Genomic DNA, 15,987 nt, shown 5'->3' on the forward strand with positions numbered 1-15,987 from the left:
ATCACAGGGAGGCGGGTCTGATGGGAGAGCGGGCGAACTCAGGCAAATGGGCCCGCGTCAGGCAACGTCTCCGCACCGAGCTCGGCGAGGATGTCTTCAACAGCTGGTTCGGACGGGTCGAGTTCGAGCAGGAGGACAAAAGCACCGTCTATCTGTCGGTGCCGACGCGCTTCCTGAAATCGTGGATCATGTCGCACTATTACGACCGGCTCCTCGCGCTGTGGAAGGCGGAACGCGGCGATGTCGTCCGGATCGAGGTGATCGTACGTGGCGCGATCCGCGCCAAGGCGGTGCCGTCCGGCGAGGGCAAGGCGGCCGCCGAGGCGGCGCCTGCTGCGCGTCCCGCCGCTCCCGCCACGTCGTCGACCCCGGCGGCGTTGCGCCGGTCGGATGCGCCCGAGGGCCATTTCAGCGGCTCGCCGGTCGACAACCGCTATTCCTTCGACACGTTTTGCGATGGAGCCGCGAACCGGCTCGCCTTCGCGGCTGCCCGCGCCGTGGCCGAGGGCGGGGACGGCAAGCTCAACCGCTTCAATCCGCTTTACGTCCATGCCGGCGTCGGGCGCGGCAAGACTCACCTCCTCCATGCGACGACCCGTGCCGCGCGGCGCGCCGATCCCTCGCGCAAGGTGGTCTACCTGACCGCGGAGCATTTCATGTTCCGCTTCGTCGCGGCGCTGCGCAGCCAGGCGGCGATCCCGTTCAAGGAAAGCCTGCGCGACATCGACCTCCTGCTGATCGACGATATGCAGTTCCTCCAGGGCAAGTCGGTGCAGCAGGAATTCTGCCACATGCTCAACGCCCTGATCGACGGGGCGCGGCAGGTGGTGGTTGCTGCCGACCGGCCGCCGGCCGAGCTCGAGACGCTCGACGAACGGGTGCGTTCGCGCCTCAAGGGCGGCGTCGCCTTCGAGATCGGCGCCCCCGATCTCGAGCTCAGGCGGCGGATCGTCGCGACCCGCTACCAGCTCGCCCGCGAGCACAATCCCGGCCTCGATATCCCCGAGCCGGTGCTCGACTACCTCGCCCAGGCGGTGGTCTCCAACGGCCGCGACCTCGAAGGCGGCCTCAACCGGCTGGTCGCCCAGTGGCAGTTCACCAGCCAGCCGATCACCATCGCCTCGGCCGAGATCACGCTGCGCGACCTGGTTGGCGCGCGAGAGCCGCGCCGGGTCAGGATCGAGGAGATCCAGGTGGTGGTCGCACGCCACTACAACGTCTCCAAGGCCGACCTGCTGTCGAGCCGGCGCACCCGCACTATCGTCCGGCCGAGGCAGATCGCCATGTACCTCGCCAAGACGCTGACGCCGCGCTCGCTGCCCGAGATCGGCCGGCGTTTCGGCGGCCGCGACCACACCACCGTCCTGCACGCGGTGCGCAAGATCGAGGGACTGATCGAAGGCGACAAGACGCTTGCCGACGAGATCGAGCTGCTGAAGCAGATGATCGACGAATAGCCGGCGATTTCGATCCAGCCGGTGGTCCATGGCCCGATTTTGGTCGTGGACCACGGCTTTGGACCTCTTGCGCTTTCAGGCTTGGCAGGCCAATTTCGAACGTCCGTCCCGGCGCCTGGCGCCGGCCTGTCGTTCCTGCCCGAACCGCCGGGTCTCCGATAAGGGTCTCCGATCATGCGCGCGACCGTCGAGCGATCGCACCTCCTCAAGTCCCTCAACCACGTCCATCGCGTCGTCGAGCGGCGAAACACGATCCCGATCCTCGCCAATGTCCTGCTCAGCGCCGACGGCGGCCTGACGCTGAAGGCGACCGACCTCGACCTCGAAGTGACCGAGACGGTGCCGGCCGAGGTCGGCCAGGGCGGCGCGACGACGGTGCCCGCGCATATCCTCTACGACATCGTCCGCAAGCTTCCCGACGGCGCCGAGGTATCGCTTGATAGCGGCGATGGATCGCGGCTCGAGGTCAAGGCCGGCCGCTCGCGCTTCGCCCTGCAGGTGCTGCCCGAGGCCGACTTCCCGGACCTCACCGCCGGCGACTTCCCGACCCGCTTCACCCTGCCGGCGAGCGCGATGAAGATGCTCATCGACCGCACCCAGTTCGCCATCTCCACCGAGGAGACGCGCTACTACCTCAACGGCATCTACCTCCATGTCGTCACCGTCGACGGCAAGCCGATGCTGCGCGCCGTCGCCACCGACGGCCACCGCCTCGCCCAGGCCCAGGTCGAGGCGCCGGCCGGGGCCGAGGGCATGGCCGGGGTGATCGTGCCGCGCAAGACCGTCGGCGAGATCCAGAAGCTGGTCGAGGAACCGGAGAGCGAGCTCATCGTCGAGATTTCCGAGACCAAGATCCGCGCCACCCTCGGCAGCGTCATCCTCACCTCGAAGCTGATCGACGGCACCTTCCCCGATTACGTCCGGGTTATCCCGCAGGGCAACGACAAGGTCCTCAAGGTCGACAAGGGCACCTTCGCCGGGGCGGTCGACCGGGTCTCGACCGTGTCGAGCGAGCGCGGCCGGGCGGTCAAGCTGGCGCTTTCCGACGGCAAGCTGGAGCTCTCCGTCAACAACCCGGATTCCGGCAGCGCCAGCGAGGAGATCGCGGTCGACTATCCGGCCGACCCGATCGAGATCGGCTTCAATTCCAAGTACCTGCTCGACGTCGCGAGCCAGCTCGAGAGCGAGACGGCGGAATTCCGCTTCGCCGATCCCGGCTCGCCGACCCTGATCCAGGACGACGAGTCGGGCAGCACCCTCTACGTCCTGATGCCGATGCGGGTGTGACCCGGTTCCGCAGCGAAAAGACCGACGCGACGGAATCCTTCTTCCGCGCCTTCAGGGCCGATTCCGGAGCCGCCGCCAGGGACTATGTCGTCGTCGCGCTTGGTCACGACGAGGCGACGGCCGACGAAGGCCTCCGGCTCGTCCGGCTCGGCATCGCCCGTGCCGCCGCGGCTCCAGCCGCCGACTTCGGCGATGCGGTTCCCCTGCCGGAGGTCGGCGGCCATGCGGTCATCCTCGACGGCCGCGACAACCCGCGCTGCGTCTGGCGGACGACCGGGGTCGCGGTAGAGCCGCTCGCCGCCGTCGACGACGCCTTCGCCCATGACGCGGGCGCGCTTGCCGGGCGCGAGGCATGGCTTGCGGGGCAGCGCGCGCTCCTCGCCGGCCGCGCCGGGGCCGAGGGGCTTTCCTTCGACGACGAAACCGACATGGCCTTCCTCCGCTTCCGGATCGTCTGGCCACGGCTCTTCGCCGACAAGCCGCCGGGGAGCGATGGTGACGTCTTCTCCATCGTCGCCGGCAGCATTCCCCCGACGCGACCGTCGGGAAGCGGGAAACAGGGCGGGACCTGATCCCGCACCGCCCCACGAATGCTATCGCACGAAGCTCCGCCTGAACGCGCGGGGGGTCATCCCCTTCGCGGCGCGGAACTGGCGGTTGAAGTTGGCAAGGTTGGTGTAGCCGACCGCCTCGGCGACATGGGCGATCGGCCGATCGCTGTTGACCAGCAGCGCGCAGGCCTGGCCAATACGGAGCTGCGCCACATACTCGGTCACCGTCAGGCGCGTGTGGCGGCGAAAGAGACGATGGAAGCCGGAGGGACTGAGCGCCGCGACCTCCGCCAGCGCGGCGACGGCGATCCGCTCGCGGTAGTGGGCATGGATATGGTCGAGGACGCGCTCGACCCGTGGCTGGTCGGGCGAGGCGACCGACAACCGGTCCGAGCCCGGCCCGGCGATCGGCGCCCTGTCGCCGTCGGTGGCAAGCAGGGCCAGCACCTCCATCAACCGGAGCAACCGGTCTGCCGGCGGACGCTCCGGGATCGCCTCGATGATCGGCCGCGCCGCCGCCGCCGCCTCGCGCGAGAACACGACCCCGCGGCCCGCCTCGGCAAGCAGCGGACGGACGGCGCGCATCTCCGCGAGCTGACCGGTGATGCCGGCGGCCCACGCCTCGGTGAACCACATGACCACGGCATGGTGGGGCTGCGAGGGATCGATCGCCTCGGATGAGCACCAGGTGTGCGGCAGGTTGGGGCCAAGCAGTGCCAGGTCGCCGTCGTCGTAGGCGGCGAGAGAATCCCCGATGAAGCGCTGGCCACGGCTGTTGAGCGTCAGGGTCAGTTCGAATTCCGGGTGATAGTGCCATTCGAAGGGGATGCCGTCCGCGAGCCGGCGGTCGAGCAACGCCCAGGACGCCCCCTCCGGAACCGTCACCTTCTCGAAGAGCGGGCGCATGCGGCCTCCCCGACGACCGACGCTGTTTGCGCTTCGTGGCCGATATCAGACGCCACTTCAGTACCAGTTTTTGCCGCAACAGGCGAACACAGGCCCGGCAACCTCGGGCAAACTCCCAGGTACACGAACAAGCCGGGTCGCGCGCCGAAGCGCCGGCCCTGTCCTCGGGAGGATCAGCAAGTGAACACAGCCAATGTCGAGATGGATCGCGACGTTTCCGACCAGGTCGTCGCCTTCAAGCAGGGCCTTGCCCCGCGCCGCGACGCGCTGAAGCGCGCCTTCGGCGAGGTCCGAGACCACATCGCCCGCGCCGCCGAGCGCATCCAGGCCGACCAGGCGGCGGGCCGGCCGGTCATCCCCGAGGTCGATTACGCCGATATCGCCTCCGGCACCGTCGGCGACGACGCCCGCGCGGCGATCCGCGCCACCGGCTGCGCCATCGTCCGTGGCGTCTATCCCGAGGCCACCGCCAATGGCTGGTTCGCCGAGCTTTGCGACTATATCGACACCAACCGGTACGAGGAGCGCGAGGTCGAGAAGCGCAGCCTCGACAAGTATTTCTCGGCGCTGAAGGCCGGCAGGCCGCAGGTCTTCAACCTCTACTGGTCGAAGCCGCAGGTGAATGCCCGCCAGGGCGAGAGCCTCGCCGCGACCCGCTCCTTCCTCGACCGGCTGTGGAAATACGAAGGCGCCTTCGATCCCGACCTCCAGGTCACCTATGCCGACCGCGTCCGCCGCCGCCAGCCCGGCGACACCACCCTCGGCCTCTCGCCGCACATGGATGCCGGCACCGTCGAGCGCTGGATCGACCCCGGCTACCAGCAGGTCTACAGCCACGTCTTCGGCGGCGACTGGCGGGCCTATGACCCCTTCGACGGCACGCACCGGCTTGAGACCCGCGAGATCCCCTCGCCGGCCGTCGCCAGCGTCTTCCGGACCTGGCAGGGCTGGACCGCCCTGACCCGCCAGGGGCCGAGCGACGGCACGCTGCAGCTTGTGCCCGTCGCCGAGGGCATCTCCTATGTGCTGCTCCGCGCCCTTCAGGAGGATGTCGCCCCGGACGACCTTTGCGGCGCGGCGCCCGGCCGGGCGCTCGGCGTCAGCGCCAAATGGCATCCGGAGATGATCGACTGCCTGGTCTCGATCCCGGAGGTCCGGCCGGGCGATACGGTCTGGTGGCACACCGACGTCTGCCACGCGGTCGCCGACGAGCATAACGGCAAGGACTATGCCAGCGTCGTCTACATCGGCTCGGCGCCGGACTGCCCGAAGAACCGCGCCTATCTCCCCCGGCAGAAGGAGGCTTTCCTCGCCGGCCGGTCGGCTCCGGATTTCGCCGCCATGGATTTCGAGGTGGACTTCACCGGCCGCGCCACCGAGGCCGACCTCACCGAGCTCGGCCGCCGCCAGATGGGCTTCTAGGTTTGCGGTCGATCATGCGGCCGTAATGCGCGCCTGCTATTGTGAGGTGTGACACAGCCGATGAGGTGGCTCGATGCCGGACCTCCACGTCGTCTTCGGGGCCGGGCCGGTTGGCCGGGCCCTCGTTGACGAACTCGCCGCGCGGGGCGAGGCCGTTCGCCTCGTGAGCCGGAAGCCGGTCGCGGGGCTTCCCGCCGGTGTCGCCCATGCGGCGGGCGACGCATCCTCGTCCGTCTTCGCCCAGGTGGCAGCCGCCGGAGCCACCACCGTCTACCAGTGCCTCAGTCCACCCTATTCCCGCTGGGCGGACCTCTTCCCGCCGCTCCAGCACTCCGTTGTCGCGGCCGCGCGGGAAGCGGGCGCGCGCTACGTCTCCTTCGAGAATGTCTACCTGTACGGCGACACCCGTGGCGCGCCGATGACCGAAGACGCGCCGGTCCGGCCGACGACACGGAAGGGCACGGTCCGCGCGGCCATGGCCAACGAGCTCGCCAGGCTCGCCGCCGCCGGCGACCTCGAGGTCGCGACGGCGCGGGCCTCCGACTATTTCGGTCCCCGCGCCACCTTCCAGTCGCCGCTCGGCAGCGAGGTGACCGGACGCGCGGTCGCGGGCAAGTCAGCGCGCCTCCTCGGCGATCCCGACCAGCCGCACAGCTTCACCTTCCTCGGCGACGCGGCACGGGTCCTGGCGACCCTCGGCACCGACAGCCGCGCCGCCGGCGGCGTCTGGCATGTCCCCAATGCGCCGGCCCGCACCCAGCGCGAGATCGTGGCGATGATCGCCGGCATTGTCGGCCACGATGTCGGCGTCGCGCCGACGCCGCGCTGGCTGCTCCGGCTTCTCGGCCTCTTCGTCCCGGATATCCGCGCCCTCGACGAGATGCGCTACGAATTCACCCAGCCCTTTGTCGTCGACGGGTCGCGGTTCACCGGGACATTCGGGATCGAGGCGACGCCGCTCGCGGACTCGATCCGCGCGACCGTCGACTGGTGGCGGGACCGCGACCCGGCCGCGGTCCGAGGCTATGCGAGCTCGTAGTGGTGGATCGACCGCTCGCGCACCAGGTCGGCCTCGTCAGGGTGAATATGAGGGCTTCGCCAGTCCTCGCCGACGAAGTCCTTCATCGCCGCGAGGCTCTCCCACACCATCACCATGCAGAATTCGTCCGGCGTTTCGGCGCGCGGGACACCGGCGGTGACCGAAACGATCCCGGGCTGGCTCCTGGTCAGCGGGATCGCCGTCTCGCGGAAGAATGTCTCGAACTGTTCGCGCTTGCCGTCCTGCACGACGACGCGGAATACCCGGATGATCATTGCCTGTTCCTCCCAGCCTGCCGATGCAACCCATCCTGAAAGCTAGGGCCGGCGGCCGCAAAGGGGAGGAAGGCCCGGGGTTTCGCCCGCAAAAAATCGAAGGGCCGCCCGATCGGACGGCCCTTCCATTGCCTTCACCGCGGGTGCGGTGTGAGCGAAACTCGGCCCCGATATCAGGAGGCGCGCACCTCGAAAGAAGCACCCTTCCAGATCAGGTCCACCGCCACACGCGGGGTTTGACAATGAGACACTGGATCACCTCCTTTCAGTTGTTAACGGGAGAATCGAATATGGAACGGGATTTGATTCCCGACAAGCCCCATGTGCAGTGCGGAATCGGCCCGCCCCGGAGGCCGCGCGACCTTTCGGGTGCGCGCTGGCCTAACGCCCCAGCGGCGGGAACAATCCGCTGCGGATGAAGAGGGCGTCCCCCCACGACCGCATCATCACCAGGTTGTAGATGTCGAAGCCCTGGCCGCGAAGGAAGTCGATCATCTCGTAGAGACCGGTGTCGCCCTCATACAACCCGCCGAAGCTCACCTCGAGCCAGATGTAGTTCACCGTCCTCAACGTCTCGCGGGCGCCGAGCAGCACCTCCTTCTCGGCACCTTGGGTATCGAGTGTCAGATAGTCGGGAAACGCGGCCGGCAGGTCGTGTTGCCGGCGCAGATCCGCGAGCAGCGCGTCGAGCGTCGTCGTGGTGACGCGGACGGTTTCATCGAAGGTCACCGATGCCGCCGCCGCCAAATGTCCGGACGGCCTGAGATAGCTCGACGACATGCCGTCATTCGATGCGACGTGGAAGTCGACGTCCCGGTTGCCGACCGCGTCGCAGCAGGCCTGGAGGGGATAGAAGCCCGGTTCGCCGGCGATCGTCTCCACCAGCTGGGCATAGGGGCCCGGAAGCGGTTCGATGAGCACGACCGGGCGCGTGCCGGCGGCCTTGTAGTCTTCCACCTCCTGGCCGGAGCTGGCTCCGACATGGACGATTCCGGACCTGGGTCCTTCGCGAAAATGCGCGCGGATATAGTCGAGTGCGTGGGTCATGGGACCGAGGACGATAGGCGCCATCCCCGGTTGGGCGCAATATGCGGGCACGAAACCGCCCTCCGGCAAGCCACTCGACTTGGGCCATGACCCGGCTAGAGTGCGCGGCTTGGAAGCATCGAACGAAGCAGCCGAAAGAGACAGTCCCGCCGGGTCCGCGCATGCCGCCGCCCGGACCGCCGTCACGTCGCTGAAACTCACCGATTTCCGCAACTACGCAACGCTTTCCCTCAGCCTGGACGAGCGTCCGGTGGTGCTGACCGGGCCGAATGGCGCCGGCAAGACCAACCTGCTGGAGGCGGTCTCCTTCCTCTCCCCCGGGCGCGGCATCCGCGGAGCCCGCATCGATGCGGTCGGCCGCCAGGGCGGCGACGGCGGCTGGGCGATCGCGGCGGAGGTCGCCAATGGCGACGGCGCGGTCGCTCTCGGCACCGGCGTGATGGCCGGCGAGACGCGGCGCAAGGTCAGGGTCAACCACGCGCCCGCCGGCTCCTCCGCGGCCTTTCTCGATCATCTCAGGGTGCTGTGGCTGACGCCGGCCATGGACGGGCTCTTTACCGGTCCGCCGGCCGACCGGCGGCGCTTCCTGGATCGCGCCGTGCTCGCCATCGACAAGACCCACGGCACCCGCGCCAATGCCTTCGAGCGGGCGATGCGGGGGCGGAACCGGCTGCTCGCCGAGCCGGCGCCCGATTCCCGCTGGCTCGATGCGATCGAGGCCGAAATGGCGGGGCTCGGCGTCGCGATCGCCGCGGCGCGCCGCGAATGGGCGGGGCTTGCCGCCGCGATGCTCGGCGATGCCGAAGCCGCCGGCCCCTTCCCCACCGCCGTCATCGCGCTGGACGGGACGCTCGAAACCGATCTCGGCCATCTCAGCGCGAGCGCCGCCGAAGACGCCTACCACCGGCGCCTCCGGGACGAGCGGCGGCGGGACGCCGCGGCCGGGCGCACGCTGGCCGGGCCGCACCGCTCCGATCTCATCGTCCGCCACGGACCCAAGGACATGCCGGCCGAGACCTGCTCGACCGGCGAGCAGAAGGCGCTGCTGGTCGGCCTGGTGCTCGCCCAGACCCGGCTGGTGACGAGGCTCACCGGCGAGACCCCGGTCGTGCTCCTCGACGAGATCGCCGCCCATCTCGACGAGACCCGCCGGGCGGCGCTGTTCGACCTGCTCACCGAGCTCGGCTGCCAGGCCTTCATGACCGGCACCGACGCGGCGGTCTTCGCACCGCTGGCCAACCGCGCCCAGGCGTTTGCCGTGGCGGGCGGCACGGTTCACCAGGAATAGCTGACAGCCCATGACACTCCCCCGACGGAAACCGGCCGACACGACCACTGGCGCCATCCGGGTCGCCGCCGATACCCTCCACAAGGTTTTCGGCTACGAGACTTTCCGACCGGGCCAGGAGGAAATCGTCGCCGCGGTGCTGGCCGGCGAGGACGTCTTCGCGGTGATGCCGACGGGAAGCGGCAAGTCGCTCTGCTACCAACTCCCGGCGATCGTCGACGGCGGGCTGACGCTTGTCGTCTCGCCGCTGATCGCGCTGATGCGCGACCAGGTCGAGCAGATGCGGAGCCTCGGGGTCGCCGCCGCGGCGTTGAACTCGACCACCGGCGACGAGGCCTGGGAGCTCATCGAGGCGGACGCGCTGCGGCTCCTCTATGTCTCGCCCGAACGTCTCGCCAGCGGCGCCTTCGCCGCCCGGCTGCGGCGTGCCGGGGTCCGCCGCCTCGCCATCGACGAGGCCCATTGCATCTCGCAATGGGGGCACGACTTCCGGCCCGAATACCGGCTGCTTGCCCAGGCCCGCGAGACGCTGGGCGGCGTGCCCGTCGTCGCGCTCACCGCCACCGCCGACCGGGCGACCCGCGCCGACATCGCGGCCCAGCTCTTCCCCGAACCGCCGCGGAGCTTCGTCCACAGCTTCGACCGCCCGAACATCGATCTCCGCTTCGCTCCGAAGGACCAGCCGCGTCGCCAGATCGAGGATTTCGTCGCCGACCACCGGGGCGACAGCGGCATCGTCTACGCCTCCTCGCGCGATCGCGCCGAAAGGCTTGCCGAGCATCTCTCCCGCAAGGGGTTCCGGGCGCTGCCCTATCACGCCGGCCTCGATCCGGAGGTCAGGAGCGACCACCAGGACATCTTCCTGCGCGAGGACGGCGTGGTGGTCTGCGCCACCGTCGCCTTCGGCATGGGCGTCAACAAGCCCGACGTCCGCTTCGTCGTCCATGCCGACATGCCGGTCAGCGTCGAGGGCTATTACCAGGAGATCGGCCGGGCCGGGCGCGACGGGCTGCCGGCCTTCACGCTCACCCTCTATGGCGTCGACGACATGATGCTCCGTCGCCGGCAGATCGCCGGCAAGGCGATTACCCCGGAGCAGCGCCGCATCGAGGAGAACCGCCTCGGCGCGATGATCGCGCTCTGCGAATCGTCCCTCTGCCGCCGCCAGTCGCTGCTTGCCTATTTCGGCGAGGAGTCGGAGCCCTGCGGCGCCTGCGACCTCTGCCGCGACAGCGCCGCCACCTATGACGCGACGATCGACGCCCAGAAAGTGCTTTCCGCGGTGGTGCGGACCGGCGAGCGCTTCGGCGCCAATCACATCGCCGATCTTCTTGTCGGCGAAGCGACGCCGAACCTCCGGCGCCACGGACACGACGGCCTGAAGACCTTCGGCGTCGGCCGCGACCGGCCGAAACGGAGCTGGGTCGCCGTCACCCGGCAGCTCTTCGCCGCGGGGGCGCTGGCCGAGGCGAGCGCCGAGCATGGCGGCTTCCGCCTGACCGAGGAAGGTGCCGAGATCCTCCGCGGCCGCAAGGCCATCGCGTTGCGCAAGATCGACGATACGAAGCCGGAGCGTCGCCGCCGGGGCAGCCGCGGCGCGCCGACCGCCGACGCGACCGGGCTCGACCCGGAAGCGCATGCGCTGTTCGATCGCCTCCGCGCGCTCCGCCGCGACATCGCGGCCCGCGAGAACCTCGCCGCCTACATGGTCTTCGCGGACCGCACGCTGATCGAGATGGCCCGCCACGAGCCGAGGAGTCTCGCTGAAATGAAGACGCTCCACGGTGTCGGCGAGGTCAAGCTCGACCGCTACGGCGATGCCTTTCTCGCCGCGCTCCGGGACGTCGACTAAGTCGGACTTGACCCATCTCAATGCATCGGCGCGTCGCCGCTTCAGGATGGCGGCTCTGGCAAAGGGTAGGAGAAAGCCCGTGACCGAGGCTCCGAACCAGACACATCGAGCCACTTGGGCCGTCTGGCGGCTCCTCGCTGTCCTGTTCGTCGCCGCGGCGTCCCTCACGTTGCAGCCGCCGCGCCCCGCCGCCGCCGCAACGAGCGTCTCGGTCTCCATCGACCTGTCGTCGCAGCGCATGCGGGTCTCGGTCGGTGGCAAGCAGCGCTACGCCTGGGCGGTCTCGACCGCGCGTCCGGGCTACCGCACGCCGACCGGCCGCTACCACCCGGTCCGCCTCGAAAGGACGTGGTACTCGACCATCTACGACAACGCGCCGATGCCCTATTCGATCTTCTTCAGGGGTGGCTACGCGATCCACGGGACGACCGAAGTGCGCAATCTCGGCCGGCCGGTTTCGCATGGCTGTGTCCGCCTCGCACCGGGCAACGCGCGGACCCTGTTCAACCTGGTTCTGAAATACGGCCGCGCCAATACGCTGATCACCATCCAGCGGTGAGATCCGCCGCTCCGGCGGCCGGTGCTGCAGCGCACCAATTCCGCCTAAATTCTTGGTAAAAAGCGGGAAATCCGGCGCGCGAAGTGCTATATATGGCAGGATGATTCTGGTCCCCCGCGGCGACGCAGTGAACGGGTCGCCTGAATGGCCGGATCCCGCCCGGGACGGCGCTGTGACCGTGCTTGAAACGATCGAAAATAGATGAACGAAATCAATCCCATCGCCAGTAGCGGCGACGAGTATGGCGCCGAGTCGATCAAGGTCCTCAAGGGCCTCGACGCGGTGCGCAAGCGTCCCGGCATGTATATCGGCGATACCGACGACGGCTCCGGCCTCCATCACATGGTCTACGAGGCGGTCGACAACGCCATCGACGAGGCGCTGGCCGGCCATGCCGACCTCGTCACCGTGATCCTCAACGCCGACGGTTCCTGCTCGGTGATCGACAATGGCCGCGGCATCCCGACCGACATCCATGCCGGCGAGGGCGTCTCGGCGGCCGAGGTGATCATGACCCAGCTCCATGCCGGCGGTAAGTTCGACCAGAATTCCTACAAGGTCTCGGGCGGCCTGCACGGCGTCGGCGTCTCGGTGGTCAACGCGCTCTCGACCTGGCTGAAGATCCGGATCCGCCGCGACGGCAGGATCCACGAGATGGGCTTCACCGACGGCGTGCCGGACGCGCCGCTGGCGGTCACCGGCAGCTACCAGCCCGACAGGCGGCCCGGCACCTACGAAGGGCGGAGCGGCAGCGAGATCACCTTCCTGCCCTCGCCCGCCACCTTCACCCGGACCGAGTTCGACTATGCGACGCTGGAGCATCGCCTGCGCGAGCTCGCCTTCCTCAATTCCGGCGTCAAGATCGTGCTCTCCGACCGTCGCGGCGTCGAGCCGAGGACCGAGGAATTGCATTACGAGGGCGGGCTCGAGGCCTTCGTCCGCTATCTCGACCGCGCCAAGCATCCGGTCATCGACCAGCCGATCGTCATCGGCGGCGAGAAGGACGGCGTCACCGTCGATCTCGCCATGTGGTGGAACGATTCCTACCACGAGGACACGCTGGTCTTCACCAACAACATCCCGCAGCGCGACGGCGGCACCCATCTCGCCGGCTTCCGCGCGGCGCTGACCCGCCAGGTCAACGGCTATGCCGAGTCACAAGGCATCGCCAAGCGCGAGAAGGTGTCGCTGTCCGGCGACGACTGCCGCGAGGGGCTGACCTCGGTGCTCTCGGTCAAGGTGCCGGACCCGAAATTCTCCTCCCAGACCAAGGACAAGCTGGTCTCGTCGGAAGTCCGTCCGGTGGTCGAGAGCATCGTCAACGAGGGCCTCGGCACCTGGTTCGAGGAGCACCCGGCCGAGGCCAAGGCGATCGTCGGCAAGGTGGTCGAGGCGGCCGCCGCCCGCGAGGCGGCGCGCAAGGCGCGCGAGCTCACCCGCCGCAAGGGGGCGCTCGACATGGCCTCGCTGCCGGGCAAGCTCGCCGACTGCCAGGAGCGCGACCCGTCCAAGGCCGAGCTCTTCATCGTCGAGGGCGATTCGGCGGGCGGCTCGGCCAAGCAGGGCCGTCATCGCGAGAACCAGGCGGTGCTCCCCCTGCGCGGCAAGATCCTCAATGTCGAGCGGGCGCGCTTCGACAAGATGCTGTCGTCCGAACAGATCGGCACGCTGATCACGGCGCTCGGCACCGGGGTCGGCAAGGACGAGTTCAACCCCGACAAGCTGCGCTACCACAAGATCATCATCATGACCGACGCCGATGTCGACGGCGCCCATATCCGCACGCTGCTGCTCACCTTCTTCTTCCGCCAGATGCCGGAGCTGATCGAGCGCGGCAACATCTTCATCGCCCAGCCGCCGCTCTTCAAGGTCAAGCGCGGGTCGAGCGAGATCTATCTCAAGGACGAGCCGGCGATGGAGGAATATCTCATCGCCAGCGGCCTCGACGACGCGGTGCTCGAGATCGCCGGCGGCGAGACGCGGGCCGGGGCCGACCTCATCGAGACGGTCCGCGAGGCCCGCTCCGTGGTCCGCACCCTCGACGGCATCCATTTCCGCTACGACCGCGCGGTGGTCGAGCAGGCGGCGATCGCCGGCGCGCTCAATCCCGAGATCCTGTCCAACCCGACCGAGGCGGCCCAGGCCGCCGACTATGTCGCCAAGCGGCTCGACGTGCTGGCCCGCGAGGGTGAGACCGGCTGGGCCGGCTCCTTCGCCCCGGAAGCCGGCTTCCGCTTCGAGCGCGAGGTCCGCGGCGTCCGCCAGGTGGCGATGATCGACCCGGCGCTGCTCGATTCGGCCGACGCCCGCAAGCTCGACCACTTCACGCCGAAGCTCCAGCCGGTCTACGGCAAGGCGCCGGTCTTCCGGAAGAAGGACGTCGAGACGGTGATCCACGGGCCGCGCGACCTGTTCGACGCGGTGCTGGCGGCCGGCCGCAAGGGCGTCTCGACCCAGCGCTACAAGGGGCTGGGCGAGATGAATGCCGAACAGCTCTGGGAGACCACCCTCGACCCCGAGGCGCGGACGCTGCTCAAGGTCCGGGTCAAGGACGGCGAGGACGCCGACGCCAAGATGCTGTTCTCGGCGCTGATGGGCGACGAGGTCGAACCCCGCCGCGAATTCATCCAGGACAACGCGCTGAGCGTGGTGAACCTGGACGTTTGAGGTCCAACACGCGCCCGGCGTCGCGCCTTTCCGGCGTGCCGGCCGGCGCACGGCAAGACGGCGCACGCCGCTGCCACCCGCTCGTCCCCGCGAAAGCGGGAACCCGGTCCTTGGCGATGTGGTTGAACCTGCGGACCAATGGGGCAGAAAGCCAAACGCGGTGTCTGGATCCCCGCTTTCGCGGGGATGAGCGGGGGAAGGAGAATGCCATGCCGGACAAGCGAGCGGCTCTACCGCATCGCCCACCCGACGTTTCTGCGTGCTTCGAGGCTCGCTACGCTCGCACCTCAGCATGGCGATATTTTTCGTTTCTTGGATACAGATACTCAGGCCATCCTGAGGTGCTCGGGCGCAGCCCGAGCCTCGAAGGACGCAGTGACCTTTGGGCCGCAGGGCGGATTAGCGAAGCGTAATCCGCCGTTCCCGTTCAGGCCGCCATCGGCACCCGGCGCAATACGCTGCGCTCTTGCGCCCTACCCCTCCCCATAGCCCCGCCCGTCCTTGTGCACGAAACGGCCGTCGGCGTTAGGTCCGTAGGGCGGATTAGCGGAGCGTAATCCGCCACTCACCGCGCCTACCGCCGATGGCGCCCGGCGCAATGCGCTTCCCTATTGCGCCTCACCCCTCCCCGTACCCACTCCCATCCTTCCGCACGAAACGGCCGTCGGCGTTGGCGCTCATCAGGTCGATGTCGGAGCAGGTGGTGAGGTCGTCCGGGTTCCTTGAGCCGACCTCCAGATAGACGGCGATCGCCCCCGACCGGTTGATCATGTGGTGGCCGTTGCCGGTGCCCTTGGGGAAGGTGGCGCAATCGCCGGCCTTCAGGATCGTCTCGCCGTCGTCCTCGATCAGCGTCAGCTCCCCTTCGAGCACGTAGACCAACTCGTCCTCGTGGCTGTGCCAGTGGCGCTGGCTCGACCAGCCGCCGGGCGGCAGGGTCATCAGGTTGACGCCGAAATCGGTGAGCCCGCCGGCATCGCCGAGGCGCTTGCGGACGCGTTCCGCACAGGGCGCATCGAAGGGCGGCGGATAGCCCGAACCCTTCCGCACCGGCACGGCGGCGATATCGATCTTCGGCATGGCAGCGCTCCCTCGTTCCGGACGACAGTCTAATCCTGAGTCCGCGAGGCGCGGGAGGGTTTCCTGCCCACACCACCGTCATCTCACCCTCGACCGTCATCTCCCCCCTCGTCCGTCATCCTCGGGCTTGACCCGAGGATCGATCGGGGCCGCCAGAGCCTCTGCCGGGAGGCGCCGACGACGCGGGCAGCGGCGAACCGCCCCGTGCCCCGACACAGGCGCCCGATCCTCGGGTCAAGCCCGAGGATGACGGGTGGCGGGTGTCGAAACGCGGAGGACGCGGCACCCAGCCCTTCGGCCCTCTCCGGTCATCTGTCTCGCAACCACTCACCCGCCTCCTCTCCGCCCATCCCCGCCTTCCTCACCGCTCTTCCCCGCGAAAGCGGGGATCCAGCAGCCGGCTACATGGCGGCCGGCCTCGGTTTCGGGCGGCATAACAAAAACCTTGTCCCCCTTCGCCCAACCGCCCTCATAATCAGTGCCATCCTCGCTCACCGGGGGCGCCGTCCGGAGGCGTTCGTTTGGCGGAGCGGGGAGCGGCGCCCGCGGCGAGACCA

13 protein-coding genes are annotated in these 15,987 nt (G+C 68.8%); 9 read left to right on the forward strand and 4 right to left on the reverse strand.

The features are described 5' to 3' along the window. Window positions 1–20 precede the first annotated feature (20 nt). The 3 genes from dnaA to KDJ86_RS11900 all read left to right on the forward strand — a co-directional run bounded on the left by dnaA (window position 21) and on the right by KDJ86_RS11900 (window position 3,316). Window positions 21–1,457 (forward strand): chromosomal replication initiator protein DnaA, encoded by a 1,437-nt coding sequence (gene dnaA, locus KDJ86_RS11890; RefSeq protein ID WP_291745840.1) that lies wholly within the window; start codon window positions 21–23, stop codon window positions 1,455–1,457. Window positions 1,458–1,631: 174 nt separating this feature from the next. Continuing rightward, entirely contained in the window at window positions 1,632–2,744 is a 1,113-nt protein-coding gene (gene dnaN, locus KDJ86_RS11895) for a DNA polymerase III subunit beta (protein ID WP_291745843.1), read from the forward strand. After that, entirely contained in the window at window positions 2,741–3,316 is a 576-nt protein-coding gene (locus KDJ86_RS11900; protein ID WP_291745846.1) for an ASCH domain-containing protein, read from the forward strand. The genes dnaN and KDJ86_RS11900 overlap by 4 nt, the downstream gene beginning before the upstream one ends. A 21-nt stretch (window positions 3,317–3,337) precedes the next feature. On the opposite strand, the gene KDJ86_RS11905 is transcribed toward KDJ86_RS11900, so the two are convergent. Then, window positions 3,338–4,201: a helix-turn-helix domain-containing protein gene (locus tag KDJ86_RS11905; protein ID WP_291745849.1), complete on the reverse strand. Its 864-nt coding sequence runs from the start codon at window positions 4,199–4,201 to the stop codon at window positions 3,338–3,340. A gap of 180 nt (window positions 4,202–4,381) precedes the next feature. Here KDJ86_RS11905 and KDJ86_RS11910 point away from each other — a divergent pair, with 180 nt between their 5' ends. After that, window positions 4,382–5,623, forward strand: coding sequence for a YbiU family protein (locus tag KDJ86_RS11910; protein ID WP_291745852.1), 1,242 nt, complete (start codon window positions 4,382–4,384; stop codon window positions 5,621–5,623). A gap of 73 nt (window positions 5,624–5,696) precedes the next feature. After that, on the forward strand, window positions 5,697–6,662 hold the full coding sequence (locus KDJ86_RS11915) for an NAD-dependent epimerase/dehydratase family protein (protein WP_291745855.1): 966 nt from the start codon (window positions 5,697–5,699) through the stop codon (window positions 6,660–6,662). Here KDJ86_RS11915 and KDJ86_RS11920 read toward each other — a convergent pair. Both KDJ86_RS11920 and KDJ86_RS11925 read right to left on the reverse strand, forming a co-directional pair. Beyond that, window positions 6,647–6,937, reverse strand: a complete 291-nt coding sequence (locus KDJ86_RS11920) for an antibiotic biosynthesis monooxygenase family protein (RefSeq protein WP_291745857.1) — start codon at window positions 6,935–6,937, stop codon at window positions 6,647–6,649. The genes KDJ86_RS11915 and KDJ86_RS11920 overlap by 16 nt on opposite strands. Before the next feature lie 381 nt (window positions 6,938–7,318). Further along, window positions 7,319–7,984, reverse strand: a complete 666-nt coding sequence (locus KDJ86_RS11925) for an FkbM family methyltransferase (protein WP_291745859.1) — start codon at window positions 7,982–7,984, stop codon at window positions 7,319–7,321. 109 nt (window positions 7,985–8,093) lie between these two features. Here KDJ86_RS11925 and recF point away from each other — a divergent pair, with 109 nt between their 5' ends. The 4 genes from recF (at window position 8,094) to gyrB (ending at window position 14,350) form a co-directional block, all read left to right on the forward strand. After that, window positions 8,094–9,272 carry a DNA replication/repair protein RecF gene (gene recF / locus KDJ86_RS11930; RefSeq protein ID WP_291745862.1) on the forward strand — a complete coding sequence of 393 codons (1,179 nt, stop codon included), beginning with the start codon at window positions 8,094–8,096 and terminating at the stop codon, window positions 9,270–9,272. Between the two features lie 10 nt (window positions 9,273–9,282). Continuing rightward, the gene (recQ, locus tag KDJ86_RS11935) at window positions 9,283–11,124 is read left to right on the forward strand and encodes a DNA helicase RecQ (protein ID WP_291745865.1); all 1,842 of its coding nucleotides are present in this window, start codon (window positions 9,283–9,285) and stop codon (window positions 11,122–11,124) included. Window positions 11,125–11,203: 79 nt separating this feature from the next. Continuing rightward, window positions 11,204–11,683 (forward strand): L,D-transpeptidase, encoded by a 480-nt coding sequence (locus tag KDJ86_RS11940; protein ID WP_291745868.1) that lies wholly within the window; start codon window positions 11,204–11,206, stop codon window positions 11,681–11,683. A 201-nt stretch (window positions 11,684–11,884) separates the two neighbouring features. Next, window positions 11,885–14,350, forward strand: coding sequence for a DNA topoisomerase (ATP-hydrolyzing) subunit B (gyrB, locus tag KDJ86_RS11945; RefSeq protein WP_291745871.1), 2,466 nt, complete (start codon window positions 11,885–11,887; stop codon window positions 14,348–14,350). Between the two features lie 618 nt (window positions 14,351–14,968). Here gyrB and KDJ86_RS11950 read toward each other — a convergent pair. Continuing rightward, the gene (locus KDJ86_RS11950; protein WP_291745874.1) at window positions 14,969–15,430 is read right to left on the reverse strand and encodes a cupin domain-containing protein; all 462 of its coding nucleotides are present in this window, start codon (window positions 15,428–15,430) and stop codon (window positions 14,969–14,971) included. Window positions 15,431–15,987 lie beyond the last annotated feature (557 nt).

It is taken from the genome of Bauldia sp. (assembly GCF_020442045.1).
In the GTDB taxonomy this organism is placed as follows: domain Bacteria; phylum Pseudomonadota; class Alphaproteobacteria; order Rhizobiales; family Kaistiaceae; genus Bauldia.